Origin of the sequence: Anaeromassilibacillus sp. D41t1_190614_C2 (assembly GCF_015558525.1) — a bacterium.
In the GTDB taxonomy this organism is placed as follows: domain Bacteria; phylum Bacillota; class Clostridia; order Oscillospirales; family Acutalibacteraceae; genus Anaeromassilibacillus; species Anaeromassilibacillus stercoravium.
Genome location: NZ_JADMOD010000006.1, coordinates 1 through 12,264, shown reverse-complemented (window position 1 = coordinate 12,264; position 12,264 = coordinate 1). Strand labels below are relative to the sequence as shown.

Here is a 12,264-nt window from a genome sequence, read left to right as displayed (position 1 = left end):
TAATAGAAATAGCAATGATGAAACCAGCCAAGAAAGAGGGGAAACCGATGAATCGAGAACAGTACACAAAATATAACGCGGAACAGTGGGATCAGTGGGTTGAGGACGGGATCGAATGGGGAATCCCGATCTCCCACGAGGACTATTTGGCGGCAAAAAACGGGACATGGGACGTATATCTCACGCCGATGCGCCCGGTGCCGCACAGCTGGTTTCCAGCGCTCAAGGGGGCGCAGCTTTTGGGGTTGGCCAGCGGCGGCGCACAGCAGATGCCGGTTTTTGCCGCTTTGGGCGCAAATTGTACGGTGTTTGACTATTCCAAAAAGCAGCTGGAAAGCGAGCGGATGGTGGCGGAACGCGAGGGCTATTCCATCCAGATTGTGCGCGGCGATATGACCAAGCCCCTGCCCTTCCCGGACGGCCAGTTTGACGTGATTTTCCATCCGGTCTCCAATTGCTACATCGAGGATGTATACCAGGTATGGCGGGAATGTTACCGCATTCTCAAGCCGGGCGGCATCCTTCTGGCGGGGATGGACAATGGAATCCCTTACTTGTTCAACGACGATCAGACGCTTGTGGTGGAAAATGCGCTTCCGTTTAACCCGTTAAAAAACCCGGAGCAATTTGAAAAGCTGATGCGGGACGGGGACGGCATGCAATTCAGCCATTCGCTGGAAGAGCAGATCGGCGGTCAGTTAAAAGCGGGGCTTCGGCTGACCGACCTCTTTGACGACCGCGACCGGCCCGGCCAGGGACGCCTGCGGGACTTCACGCCCACCTATATCGCAACCCGCGCGATAAAACCGGAAAAGGAAGGAATGTAAAGCGTGGACGGTCTGTTTCTATACGACACTGAAATCGGTCGCATCGCGATTGGAGAAAATGGGGGCGCGATTGCCCTTCTGCGGCTTCCCGGCGAAGAGGTGCCGGGAACGGTTGTGCAACACGAAACGGAACTGCTTCGCAAAGCGGCGGAGCAGCTCCGGGAATACCTGCGCGGGGAGCGGAAGATGTTCGATTTGCCATTGGCGCCGGAAGGTACGGCGTTTCAGAAAGCGGTCTGGAGCGCTTTGCAGGAAATCCCCTATGGGCAGACGCGGTCCTATGGGGAAATCGCCGCGCAGATTGGCCGCCCCAAGGCGTGCCGCGCAGTCGGTATGGCGAACCACTGCAATCCCATCCCGATTTTTATCCCCTGCCACCGCGTGGTGGGGGCGGACGGCAGCTTGACAGGCTATGCGGGCGGATTGGAGTGTAAAAGAACCCTTTTGGATTTGGAGAGACGGTATGGGGCGCGCTGATGCATCTTTGAATATGGAATGGGGCTGGGAGGCTGTCCGGAAGGAATTGCAGGCGATGGCAGAACCGGACTATCGGGCGTTTGCTTCCGGCCTGATTCCAGGGGGAACGCCCATGCTGGGCGTGCGGCTGCCTGCGCTGCGTGGGTTGGCCAAGCGGATTGCGCGCGGGGACTGGCGCGCCTTTTTCCGCGCGGAAAAGGGGAAGTGCTTTGAAGAGACGCTCCTGCGCGGAATGGTGATCGGCTATGCAAAGGCTGATGTAGAGGAGCTGCTTGCTTATACGGAGGCGTTCGTCCCGGAGATTGGCGACTGGTCCACCTGCGACAGCTTCTGCAACACCCTGAAGTTTGTCCGCAAAGATCCGGAACGGGTGTGGGCGTTTTTGCGGCCCTATTTTTCCTCCGAACGGGAATTTGACGTGCGCTTCGGCGTCGTGATGCTCCTGGATCACTTCATCCAAGAGGCGTTCATCGACCGTGTCCTGGAGACCCTGGACAATGTCCGGCATACGGGGTATTATGCGCAGATGGCAGTCGCCTGGGCGCTTGCGGAATGCTATGCGCGCTTTCCGGAGCGGACCATGGCCTATCTGCCCAATAGCCGGCTGGATACGTTCCCTTTCAACAAGGCGTTGCAAAAGATGACCGAATCCCGGCGAATCTGCAGGGAGGAAAAGGAACGGCTGCGCGCCATGAAGCGCCGGTAACGGCGTTTAGGCTGCTTGGTCAAGGGGAAATAAGGCCAGAAGGCCGCAACTGGAAACGATCACAAAGCCAGAGCAACGGATCGTAAAAAAGGGGAAGCCACTGTATCAACAGCGGCTTCCCCCTCTTTTGAATGTGGTTCATCAGTCGTCCAATAGGGCGGTCCCATAGGAGTTGTCAATGGCGCAGAGCCATTTTCCACCGATGCGGCGATAGACATAGGTCGCACGGCGCTCCATGCTGTACGCAGATTCCGCCTTATTGTCCGCGTCCAGAAGCGTTTGCGACAGGACCAGGACCGTGTCCCCCGCTTCGGTCATCCGCATTTTTCCCTGTGTGGGGACGAGGCTGTTCTGGAAATAGGCGGCAATCTGGATGAAAGCTTCCTTGATGGCTTTCTTGCCATGGGCCTCCTTTTCCCCATTGATCATCAAGACGGCGTCCTCCGTATAAAATTCCATCAGGTCGTCAAAGCGTTCCTCACGGATCGCCTGATCCGCCTGCTGGATGAGAGATTGAATCTCTGGATTCATCGATCAACACTCCTTTCAAAACGCTAGCCTTTAAAATACGGTGGAAAAGGATGCGGAGCAGGATGTTTACCTGCCCCTGTGCTTTTCCTTTTTGCGCTGTTGGCGCAGGGCAAACCGCCGCGCTTTTTCCTCTTCGGATTGCTGTTTGCGGACTTTTTTGCGCTCTTGTTTGCCCAGTTCCCGCTGCATTTGCAGGGCCTGTTGCGATTTGGTTCCCGTTCCGGTGTGGCAAAGCGCCTGCTTTGCTGCGCGCCGCGCCCGTTTGGGGTTCCGAATCTGCGAGGGGATTCCCTCTGCTGCAACGGGTGGACTGAACCGCATGCTATCCCAGTGCTTGAGTAGGAAGTCGTATACCTCGTAATCTTTGGGTTCTGCGCCAAAGACCACCCGGCATGCTTCCACCTGGCCGCTTTCGGTGCGCTCATAGACGCCCACCCAAAACGGTTCCTCAAAAAATACCGTGAGTTTCGCTGCTGTTGTGTCCATTTTGATTCCTCCCATTGTATAATCCTGCAAAGAACGGACGACCCATGGGAGGGAGGGTTACTGGCCGGGAGATCCCCGGCGCGCGGACTACCAACCGCGCCGTGTTTTTATCCTTGCCACTCTATCATACCGTCTTTTTGCTTAGCCCGCAAGAGCGCTTCCGGAAAGGGATGCTGGCTTTTTCTCTCCGGTTTGGAAAACATGTTTTTAACTTGCTTTTTATAGCCTTTGTCTTGACAGGATAGGGGAAAATGGATTAAAGTTGGAAAACGTATGGGAGAACTTTCCGATGGCCGGAACAGGTGTGCGTAGAACCACAACGTCTACAGGAGACGGAGGCAGAATGGAAAAAGCCCCACCGGGAGGAAGCTTCCCGACAAATTAGGATATACTAGTATGGCTGCGGACAGGTTTTGCAAAGCGGACAGGCTGTTGCACAAGTCAGGCGGCAGCAGGTGGCCTATGGATCAAAGTCTCAACCGGGAAATGGAAGGACGGAGGAACTACCGATGAAATGTAATTATAAGATTGTTCTGTTTGACTTGGACGGAACCCTCTGCGAATCGGGCGAGGGAATTTTAAACAGCGCCAAGTATGCAATCCGTGAGATGGGATTTCCCGTCCCTCCGCCGGAGGTCATGCGCAAATTTATCGGGCCGCCCATGGGACAGAGCATGCGCAATTTTTGCGGGATGAGCCAGGAGCAGGCGGAAAAGGCCGTTGCGCTGTATCGCCAGCGGTATAACCGGATCGGTTGGAGAGAAAACCGCCTGTATCCGGGAATCGAGGCGCTATTAAAGGATTTGAAAGCTTCCGGCGCAAAGCTGTCGACGGCCTCCTCGAAGCCAAAGCCGATCTTGGAACACATCGTCCAAGCGTATGACATCCGAACATATTTTGACGCGCTGGTGGCAGCCGGGCCCGACGGATTCCATTCCAGCAAGCCGGAGATGATTGCGCAGGCGATCCGGGAGTGCGGCGGCGCAGAAAAGCGCGAGGTTGTCATGATCGGAGACACCCATTTTGACGCGCGCGGCGCGGTTGAGGCTGGGGTGGACTTTTTGGCGGCAGCTTATGGCTATGGGACAAAAGAGGAGCTAGCAGAGGCTGGGGCGGTCTGGTTTGCGGATTCGGTGGACGCCCTGCGGCCCTATCTCTTTTCCAACGAAAATTAAACCAAATTTTTCAAAAATCTTTGCATTTCGGGCTTGACAAATGGACAAAAAGTATGGTATATTAGTCAAGCACTCTTGAGTGATGCAAATGCTGGTGTAGCTCAGTTGGTAGAGCAGCTGATTTGTAATCAGCAGGTCAGGGGTTCAAGTCCGTTCACCAGCTCCAGCAGGTTATCTGCTTTTGGCGGACACGGAGCTTGGTGTTTGGGAAAGGTTCCCTGTCAGCGCCAGAGACAAGCTTGCTTCTGAAAAGGGGCGGCACATATGGAGGAGTTCCCGAGTGGCCAAAGGGGGCAGACTGTAAATCTGTTGCTTTTCAGCTTCGATGGTCCGAATCCATCCTCCTCCACCAAAGTGAGTCTGAACGCGAATTGCGTTCAGACTTTTTCTTTTTTCACCGCCTGCTGCCCGTGCCTTTCACTGCATCTAAAGTGCCTACCCACCTTAGATTACGCCTGGATGCAACCTGCGTTTAGGCTCTTTTTGTCTGTATGCAGCTGCTTATGATAGGAAGGAGCCTAGCGTTTTTTAAGAGATCGGGGTACTTTTATCCTAGCATGTCTGGAACATGAATGCAGGGTTGCAAATTTTTTGATAAAATGGAGCGTATCAGATAAAGGAAAGGAGTTAGGCAACGAATATGGAGTTCCCACATATACAAATAACCCCTTTGCAAAGGGTGGAAGGGGCGATCCTGGGCTTCGCCGTTGGCGATGCGCTGGGGGTTCCTGCTGAATTTATGAGCCGGGATGAACTGGCGCGCACCCCCATTAAAGACATGCGGGGCGGCGGCGCGCATGGCCAGCCAGCCGGCACCTGGTCGGATGATACGAGTATGACGCTATGCATGATGGATTCCTTTATGGAAAAAGGGGTTGACTATGAAGATCAAATGCTTCGTTTTTCGGATTGGCTTTGGAATGCGGCCAATACGGCCCATGACGAGGTGTTTGATGTGGGAGGGACAACAAAGCATGCAATCTTTGCTTTTTGTAAGGGCGCCCCTCCTCTGGAGTGTGGGGAAACAGCTGAATTTTGTTGTGGCAATGGCTCCCTTATGCGGATCTTACCGGCCGCCTTGTATCTTATAGGAACATATAAAACTTCAGAGTTGGATGATCGAAGCGCCTTGATCGTCCACAATATATCAAAATGCACACATGCACATCCGCGGTGCCTGATGGCGTGTGGGGTTTATTGCGCAGTGGTGTTCCAATTATACCGTGGGGGCCATTTGCGGGACGCAGTAAAAGCAGGGGTTTTGTCCGCGCTATCTTACTATAAACAAAAATCGGAGTTTGCAGATGTATATCCCGAGTTTGAATTGTTGAAGGATATTGATCTATGGCCGGAAGAACAGATCCGAGGAAGCGGTTATGTGATTCATACCTTGCAGGCAGCGCTATGGTGCCTTTTGAAGACTCCCAGCTATCAGGACTGCATGCTCACAGCGATCCGCCTGGGGGAGGATACCGACACCACAGCTGCCGTTGCCGGCGGCCTTTCTGGGCTATGGTATGGCGTGCAAGCAATCCCAAATCACTGGCTCGAGAAACTTGCAAAATGTGGCGGCTTGAAGTGGAAAAGTAAGGCGTTTTTTAATCACTGCTTTGGAAATGTGGAAGGAAGCAACGGATAAAACCATTTGGTCCACCAATTTCAAATTAAAAAATTCCTGCAATTGCAACCATGGAGCAAACACGCGATAGGGGAAGCCTTGCGGGGACCTTCGCCCATTGCAACCGCAGCGGCAATATGAAAAGTGTGCGCACAAAAAGGCATCCAACAGGCGCCTGTTGGATGCCTTTTGACGTTTATTGGGATCGTTTTGCCATATGCTTTTATTAGTCGCTGAACAAAGAGGACAAGTCGTCTTGCGACAGGGGGCGTGCCTGGTTCTGAACCAGCACCCCTACGGCCTTTTCCGGATCGTTGACGCGGAAGGCCATATAAGCCACATCCTTTTTGCGTGCAATAAAGGCATAGGAGTATTCCACATTGATGCCGCCTTCTCCAAGTGCAGTGAGCAGTTTCACAAGGCTGCCTGGCTTGTCAGAGAGTTCAACCGCCAGGACCGGCGTGACCGCACAGATATAGCCGGCATCTTTGACGACATTGACCGTTTTATAGGGGTCGTCTACAATCAGGCGCAGGATTCCAAAATCCTGCGTTTCGGCAATGGAAAGAGCGCGCATATCGATCTGGTTTTCCTCCAAAAGCCGGGTGAATTCAGCCAGCTGTCCAGGCTTGTTTTCCAGAAATACGGAGATCTGATTGATAGTCATTTCCAAAGCTCCTTTCTCAGTACAGGTTGCGTTTGTCGATTACACGTACCGCTTTGCCTTCGCTGCGGGTAATGCTCTTAGGCGCTACAAGCTTCACAACCGTATAGATTCCCAGCATGGCTTTCAGAGCGTCCACCAGTTCCTTTTCGCGGGAAGAGACTTGAGAGAGGTTGTCGGAGAACATCTCGGGCGTCATCTCTACCTGGACCTCCAGCTTATCGCTGTTGTTTTCACGGCTGACGACGATCTGATAGTTGGCAGGGTATCCCTTGTTAAGCAATACCGTTTCGATCTGAGACGGGAATACATTGACACCCTTGACGATCAACATGTCGTCACTACGGCCCATCGGCTTGGACATACGCACATGGGTACGCCCGCAGGGGCATTTTTCGTAATTGAGCACACAGATATCACGTGTGCGATAACGAAGCAACGGGAAAGCGTCCTTGGTAATACAAGTGAAGACCAGCTCGCCGACGCTGCCTTCCGGCAACACTTCACCGGTTTTTGGGTCGATAATTTCAGGGATAAAATTGTCTTCGTTGATGTGCATACCGTGCTGGTCGCTGCACTCAAAAGCGACGCCAGGGCCGGAAATCTCGGTCAAGCCATAGATATCGTACGCTTTGATCCCTAGTTTGTTTTGGATATCCTGGCGCATCTCCTCGCTCCATGCTTCTGCGCCGAAGATACCGGCCTTCAATTTGATCTTATCCCGCAGGCCGCGTTCAATAATGCTCTCTGCCAGATAGGCGGCATAGGAAGGGGTACAGCAGAGGATGGTGGAGCCCAGGTCACACATGAACTGAATCTGCCGGTCGGTATTGCCGGAAGACATGGGCAGGGTTAGGGAACCGACTTTATGGGAGCCGCCATTCAGGCCGGGGCCGCCGGTGAACAGGCCGTAGCCATAGCAGACGTGTACCACATCTTCTTTGGTGCCGCCGGCCGCCACGATTGCACGGGCGCAGCATTCGTCCCACAGGTCAATATCGTGTTGCGTATAGAAAGCGACTACCCGGCGGCCGGTTGTGCCGCTGGTGGACTGGATACGCACGCAATCCTCTAGCGGGACAGCCAATAGGCCGTATGGATATGCTTGGCGCAAATCTTCCTTGGTTAAAAAGGGGAGTTTATGTAGGTCGTCAACGGAACGGATATCGTCTGGAGTAACGCCCTTTTCCTCCATCAGATGACGGTAATAAGGTACATTCTCGTAGACACGTTTCACGGTCGGGATCAGGCGCTCGTTTTGCCAAGCTCTGATTTGTTCCCGGCTGGCACACTCGATTTCAGATTGATAATAATGCTCCATAAAGGGGATCTTTCCTTTCTATATAATGATAATGGGATAATCGTGTAGGAATCCAACGATTTTATAGAGATTATACCATTTTACCTAGATAAAGTAAATATATTTAGTGCGTTTATGTGGACGTTTCTATTGGCGTATCTTTTGTTTTTTCCACCATAGAAATGGATTTGGAGAAATACCGGAGCCTAAAGCGCCTGGGGCTTGTTGCGGCCGGGAAGGGATTCCGTGGGACCTCGTTTTTGCGCCTGAGCGGATGGAGGAATGGCTAAAGCGCATTTCGAAGAATATTTTGTGGGGTTGTTTTGCGTAAAAATTCAAAGTGGAATCATTTTCTGAGAGGCTCTGACAACCCGGAGCTGTCTAAGAGATCGAAAAAGCAGCTGCCGGTTTTCGCTGGCAGCTGCTTTTTCGATATAAACCGTATGTTAGGCCCTTGATGGGGTTTCGCCGGATTCGCTTGCGGATTGAAGCGCCGCATAGCCGGTCTCACCGGTGCGGATCTTTAATGCATCGGTAATTTCATAGGCGAAAATCTTTCCATCGCCCACTTCACCCGTATAAGCAACCTCTTTGATCTTCTGGATGGTTTTGTCTTTCCACTCTTCCGAAGAGACGACGATTTCCAGCTTGATTTTTGGCAGCAGCATGACGTCGATTTCCTGCCCGCGCACGACGGTTTTATAACCGCGCTGGGCGCCGAACCCCATCACTTGATAAGCCGTGACGCCGTTGACGTCAATTTCATGCAGGGCTTCCTTGATGTCCTCAAGCTTTTCCTCGCGGATGATGGCTTCTACCTTATACATCATATTCTATGTATCCCCCTTCATCAGTCTAAACCGTTAAACGACGGATATGCCCGCTCGCCATGCTGGGTCATATCAAGCCCAAGCAGTTCCTCTTTGTGTTCAACCCGCAGCTTGGTAAAGATCCGGGTGATCCCGACGCACACCAGCGTCCCCACCACGGCGACTGCGATTGTGATCAGGATGCTGACGACCTGTGCGGTAAAGAGCCCGGCCTCGCCAAAGACCAACCCGTTCCATCGCGCAACTGGATTGATGTCCGTCCTTGCGAACAATCCGGTGGCAATGCCGCCCCAGATCCCGCCAATGCCATGGCAGCCAAATGCATCCAGCGCGTCGTCGATCTTGAGCTTGTTCTTTAAGAAATTCATCGTGAAGTAGCAAATGGGGCTGACCACCGCCCCGATGACAATCGCTGCCCAAACCGGGACAAAGCCCGCGCCGGGCGTGATGGCAACCAGCCCGACAACCAGTCCGGTGGAAGCGCCCACCAGCGTCGGCTTTCCATCTTTGATGACGTCGATCAGCATCCAGGCCAGCAAGGCTGTTGCAGAGGAAAGGGCCGACGTCAAAAATGCATGCGCGGCAAGGCCGTTGGCGCCCAGCGCAGAGCCGGCGTTGAATCCGAACCAGCCAAACCAAAGAATCGCCGCGCCCAAAAACACAAACGGGATGTTGTGGACACGATAGGATGTGTGTTCCACACCGCTGCGCCTGCCGAGAAGGATCGCCAGGACCAAACCGCTCACACCGGAGCTGATATGGACAACGTTGCCGCCGGCGAAGTCGACAGCCCCCATTTCGGCCAGAAGCCCACCGGCTCCCCATACCATATGTGCCATGGGATAGTAGACAACCAAGGACCATAATGCGATGAAGAGAAACAGCGCCTTATAACGCATACGTCCTGCCACAGCGCCAGTGATCAGCGCCGGCGTAATCATGGCGAACATCATCTGGAAAACAACATACGTGAGCGACGACAGCGTCGGCGCATAGGACAATGCTTCATTAAAGTCCAAACCATTGAGGCAAATATACTCCAAGCCGCCGATTATGCCGCCGTGGTCCGCACCAAAGGATAGGGAAAAGCCGCATACAATCCACATAACGACGGAGAGGCCCATAATACCAACGCAAGCCATAATGGTGTTCACGATGTTTTTTCGCCGCACCAAGCCCCCATAGAAAAAAGCCAACCCTGGCGTCATAAAGAATACGAACGCCGCACAGATCAGTACAAAACCGTTATCCCCTGTACTCATACGATCACCCTCCTAAAAATTTAAAAATAAAATAAAAAAAGGCGTTCCCATCCCTTGGGAACGCCTTTGCTCGCTACTATTATAGCGAAGCAAATTAGAAAAGTCAATGGTCAATTTATAATTTCATTCGATGCTTTTAAAATATGCCTGGTTAAAATATATCTGGTTTTCTGGCCTTATCGCATCAGGCGCGGATTTCCAGATTAAAGAGCATACGGGGCATGGGGATCGTGCGAATCTGGAACATCCTGTCGAAGCGGGAAGAAACATTTTGAGAGGGATGGGCTGTGTGTTATAATAGTTCCGGCTCTTTGACGGGGGCATTTGAAGGACGCCGGTACGCATGGCGTCAATATAGCGATGACGCTGCAAAACCGTATCGGGGAATTTTAAGGCGCATATCTGCCTGCCAGCGGATATGCAGTGGAAATAGAGGATTCATTAGAGAAAGAAGGGGTTGTAATGAACGAAAAAGAAGTCGCAGAAATCCGCCGCCGGTTCCGGCCGGAGAAAAGTAATATCGCCTATATTCGGGGCTGTTATGTCAATGATAAGCGGGAGATTGTATCTGAATTCCGCCAGTCGTTCGCGCTGACGCCGCAGGAAGAATCGGAGAAGCTCTTGGCCATCTTAAAGAGGACGCTCTCTGGGACGCTGGGGAAAAATTTGATTGATATTGATTTCACCACCCGCCAAGTCGTAGATAGCGAGGAACATAGCTTATTAATGGAACTTCGGAATTCTTCTCTCAACAATGAAGAGGCGGCGCAGGCGCTTTTCCAGCGGATTGTCCAGTCTTTGTCTATCGAGGGGCATTATGTGATCCTGCTGGCGTATGATACATACGATGTCCCTTACCGCTCCAAGGACGGGGAACAACAGGAGGACGCCTCTTCCGAAGTATATTCCTATTTCTTGTGCAGCATCTGCCCGGTCAAGATGACAAAACCGGCATTGAGTTATTATGTAAACGAGAATATGTTCCACAACCGGAAGGAGGATTGGATTGTTGCGGCGCCGGAGATCGGTTTCTTATTTCCTGCATTTGAAGACCGAAGCACCAATATCTACAGTGCCCTTTACTATACGCGCGATATTGCGGAGAATCATCAGGAGTTCGTGGACGCGGTGTTCCACTGTGAAGTCCCCATGCCGGCGGCCGAGCAAAAGGAAACCTTTGAATCGATCCTTGGCGAAACGTTGGCCGAAGATTGCAGCTATGATGTGGTGCAATCGGTGCATGGCCAGTTGAGCGGCATGATCGAAGAGCATAAGGCCAACAAAGAAGTAGAGCCCCTGGTGCTCTCGAAAACAGCGGTCAAGCGGGTATTGGAATCCTGTGGGGTGCCGGAAGAACGGACGGCCACTTTCGATGAAAAATATGATACAGTATTTGGTGCAGATACGGAGCTCCGTCCGCGGAACATTATCAATAGCAAGCAATTTGAGGTCTGTACGCCGGACGTCACGATCCGGGTGAATCCGGAGCGCAGCGATCTTTTGGAAACACGTGTGATCGATGGCAAGAAGTATATTTTGATCCGTGCGGAAGAAGGGGTTGAAGTAAACGGCGTGCAGATCCATATCTCGTAAGAAAAAGGCGTGAAGAGGAATCCTCTTTACGCCTTTTGATTTCCATCCCTATCGTTTGGCGGGGATGCGCTCTACCAATGTGACATGGACCGTGTCCCCCGGCTGTTTGCCGATTTTCGCGCGGATATCTTTGCGCAGGCCAAGAATGTGGCGGACAGTTTTCATGCGCACCAGGCTGCCGTCGTATGGTTCGCCGTCGAATGTTGCATGGACGGGAACCCGGCTTTTTCCAAATGCTGCTTTTACATCAAAGGGGATTTCGATATACGCACCGTCGATGTTGGGGACTTTTTGAATTTCCGCGTCAAAAGCATATTCGCCCATGATCGAACCTCCTTCCGGTCCTTTTATCATGCCCCATCCTACCGGCAAATTTCACAGGGGATGGCGATCGTGTTGTAGGAATAGGCTTGTGATGCAATGGGAGATATGGTAGATTATATAGGCAAGTTATTGGCGCTTTCCCGGCCTTGGAAAGAGGCTGGAAAAAGAATTTGAAAAAAGTTTCAAATTTTTTTAAAAAAGGTGTTGACAAAAGGGGTAGGGTTTGGTATTATATTCGAGCACCTTACGAAACGGCCCAAGCGAAAGGGACAAGGCGAGAGGCCATAAACCCAGACGGGAAGCTGGTTCGAGGGTTATGAAGGACCTTGAAAATTAAACAACGTTACGAAATGAAGGACCCGTAATGACTTTGAGAGAGACGGGAACATCCGGAAGGATGTGAACGGAACTTTCGGACGAATGAGAATCCAGACTCAACAAACTGGAATACACGTTAGTGTATCGAGATAG

General features: G+C 52.2%; 13 protein-coding genes and 2 tRNA genes. 8 read left to right on the top strand and 7 right to left on the bottom strand.

Going from position 1 to position 12,264, the window contains the following annotated elements:
• Positions 1-47: 47 nt before the first annotated feature.
• Genes I2G69_RS06385 through I2G69_RS06375 form a run of 3 tightly spaced genes read left to right on the top strand, consistent with a single transcriptional unit; the run spans position 48 to position 2,010 of the window.
• A complete protein-coding gene (locus I2G69_RS06385; RefSeq protein WP_191363163.1) occupies positions 48-827 on the top strand; it encodes a class I SAM-dependent methyltransferase in 780 nt (259 codons plus the stop codon).
• 3 nt (positions 828-830) lie between these two features.
• Positions 831-1,304, top strand: a complete 474-nt coding sequence (locus I2G69_RS14195) for a methylated-DNA--[protein]-cysteine S-methyltransferase (protein ID WP_330608916.1) — start codon at positions 831-833, stop codon at positions 1,302-1,304.
• Complete coding sequence (locus I2G69_RS06375; RefSeq protein ID WP_243254876.1) at positions 1,291-2,010, top strand: DNA alkylation repair protein; 720 nt, start codon at positions 1,291-1,293, stop codon at positions 2,008-2,010. The genes I2G69_RS14195 and I2G69_RS06375 overlap by 14 nt, the downstream gene beginning before the upstream one ends.
• A 141-nt stretch (positions 2,011-2,151) precedes the next feature.
• Here I2G69_RS06375 and I2G69_RS06370 read toward each other — a convergent pair whose 3' ends face one another.
• Both I2G69_RS06370 and I2G69_RS06365 read right to left on the bottom strand, forming a co-directional pair.
• Positions 2,152-2,541, bottom strand: a complete 390-nt coding sequence (locus tag I2G69_RS06370; RefSeq protein ID WP_195560437.1) for a YybH family protein — start codon at positions 2,539-2,541, stop codon at positions 2,152-2,154.
• Positions 2,542-2,607: 66 nt separating this feature from the next.
• Complete coding sequence (locus I2G69_RS06365; RefSeq protein WP_087234648.1) at positions 2,608-3,027, bottom strand: YjdF family protein; 420 nt, start codon at positions 3,025-3,027, stop codon at positions 2,608-2,610.
• Between the two features lie 509 nt (positions 3,028-3,536).
• Here I2G69_RS06365 and I2G69_RS06360 point away from each other — a divergent pair.
• The 4 genes from I2G69_RS06360 to I2G69_RS06345 all read left to right on the top strand — a co-directional run bounded on the left by I2G69_RS06360 (position 3,537) and on the right by I2G69_RS06345 (position 5,841).
• Complete coding sequence (locus I2G69_RS06360) at positions 3,537-4,202, top strand: HAD hydrolase-like protein (protein ID WP_191406006.1); 666 nt, start codon at positions 3,537-3,539, stop codon at positions 4,200-4,202.
• A gap of 90 nt (positions 4,203-4,292) precedes the next feature.
• Positions 4,293-4,368 (top strand) — tRNA-Thr (locus tag I2G69_RS06355).
• Between the two features lie 100 nt (positions 4,369-4,468).
• A tRNA-Tyr gene (locus tag I2G69_RS06350) sits at positions 4,469-4,554 on the top strand.
• Between the two features lie 288 nt (positions 4,555-4,842).
• On the top strand, positions 4,843-5,841 hold the full coding sequence (locus I2G69_RS06345; RefSeq protein ID WP_195560436.1) for an ADP-ribosylglycohydrolase family protein: 999 nt from the start codon (positions 4,843-4,845) through the stop codon (positions 5,839-5,841).
• A gap of 205 nt (positions 5,842-6,046) precedes the next feature.
• On the opposite strand, the gene I2G69_RS06340 is transcribed toward I2G69_RS06345, so the two are convergent.
• The 4 genes from I2G69_RS06340 to I2G69_RS06325 form a co-directional block, all read right to left on the bottom strand.
• Positions 6,047-6,487 carry an ACT domain-containing protein gene (locus I2G69_RS06340; protein ID WP_191363167.1) on the bottom strand — a complete coding sequence of 147 codons (441 nt, stop codon included), beginning with the start codon at positions 6,485-6,487 and terminating at the stop codon, positions 6,047-6,049.
• 16 nt (positions 6,488-6,503) lie between these two features.
• A complete protein-coding gene (locus I2G69_RS06335; protein WP_087234610.1) occupies positions 6,504-7,805 on the bottom strand; it encodes a phenylacetate--CoA ligase family protein in 1,302 nt (433 codons plus the stop codon).
• A gap of 425 nt (positions 7,806-8,230) precedes the next feature.
• On the bottom strand, positions 8,231-8,614 hold the full coding sequence (locus I2G69_RS06330; RefSeq protein ID WP_191363168.1) for a P-II family nitrogen regulator: 384 nt from the start codon (positions 8,612-8,614) through the stop codon (positions 8,231-8,233).
• 20 nt (positions 8,615-8,634) lie between these two features.
• On the bottom strand, positions 8,635-9,876 hold the full coding sequence (locus I2G69_RS06325; RefSeq protein ID WP_087234608.1) for an ammonium transporter: 1,242 nt from the start codon (positions 9,874-9,876) through the stop codon (positions 8,635-8,637).
• Between the two features lie 462 nt (positions 9,877-10,338).
• Here I2G69_RS06325 and I2G69_RS06320 point away from each other — a divergent pair, with 462 nt between their 5' ends.
• Positions 10,339-11,469 carry a DUF4317 domain-containing protein gene (locus tag I2G69_RS06320; protein WP_191396059.1) on the top strand — a complete coding sequence of 377 codons (1,131 nt, stop codon included), beginning with the start codon at positions 10,339-10,341 and terminating at the stop codon, positions 11,467-11,469.
• 48 nt (positions 11,470-11,517) lie between these two features.
• Here I2G69_RS06320 and I2G69_RS06315 read toward each other — a convergent pair whose 3' ends face one another.
• Positions 11,518-11,793 (bottom strand): DUF1905 domain-containing protein, encoded by a 276-nt coding sequence (locus I2G69_RS06315; protein ID WP_191363169.1) that lies wholly within the window; start codon positions 11,791-11,793, stop codon positions 11,518-11,520.
• Positions 11,794-12,264 lie beyond the last annotated feature (471 nt).

Excerpts from the sequence above, each read along its gene's own strand:
- I2G69_RS06385 (WP_191363163.1), top strand. The coding sequence starts at position 48 with ATGAATCGAGAACAGTACACAAAATATAACGCGGAACAGTGGGATCAG.
- I2G69_RS06375 (WP_243254876.1), top strand. The coding sequence starts at position 1,291 with ATGGGGCGCGCTGATGCATCTTTGAATATGGAATGGGGCTGGGAGGCT.
- I2G69_RS06370 (WP_195560437.1), bottom strand. The coding sequence starts at position 2,541 with ATGAATCCAGAGATTCAATCTCTCATCCAGCAGGCGGATCAGGCGATC.
- I2G69_RS06365 (WP_087234648.1), bottom strand. The coding sequence starts at position 3,027 with ATGGACACAACAGCAGCGAAACTCACGGTATTTTTTGAGGAACCGTTT.
- I2G69_RS06360 (WP_191406006.1), top strand. The coding sequence starts at position 3,537 with ATGAAATGTAATTATAAGATTGTTCTGTTTGACTTGGACGGAACCCTC.
- I2G69_RS06345 (WP_195560436.1), top strand. The coding sequence starts at position 4,843 with ATGGAGTTCCCACATATACAAATAACCCCTTTGCAAAGGGTGGAAGGG.
- I2G69_RS06340 (WP_191363167.1), bottom strand. The coding sequence starts at position 6,487 with ATGACTATCAATCAGATCTCCGTATTTCTGGAAAACAAGCCTGGACAG.
- I2G69_RS06335 (WP_087234610.1), bottom strand. The coding sequence starts at position 7,805 with ATGGAGCATTATTATCAATCTGAAATCGAGTGTGCCAGCCGGGAACAA.
- I2G69_RS06330 (WP_191363168.1), bottom strand. The coding sequence starts at position 8,614 with ATGATGTATAAGGTAGAAGCCATCATCCGCGAGGAAAAGCTTGAGGAC.
- I2G69_RS06325 (WP_087234608.1), bottom strand. The coding sequence starts at position 9,876 with ATGAGTACAGGGGATAACGGTTTTGTACTGATCTGTGCGGCGTTCGTA.
- I2G69_RS06320 (WP_191396059.1), top strand. The coding sequence starts at position 10,339 with ATGAACGAAAAAGAAGTCGCAGAAATCCGCCGCCGGTTCCGGCCGGAG.
- I2G69_RS06315 (WP_191363169.1), bottom strand. The coding sequence starts at position 11,793 with ATGGGCGAATATGCTTTTGACGCGGAAATTCAAAAAGTCCCCAACATC.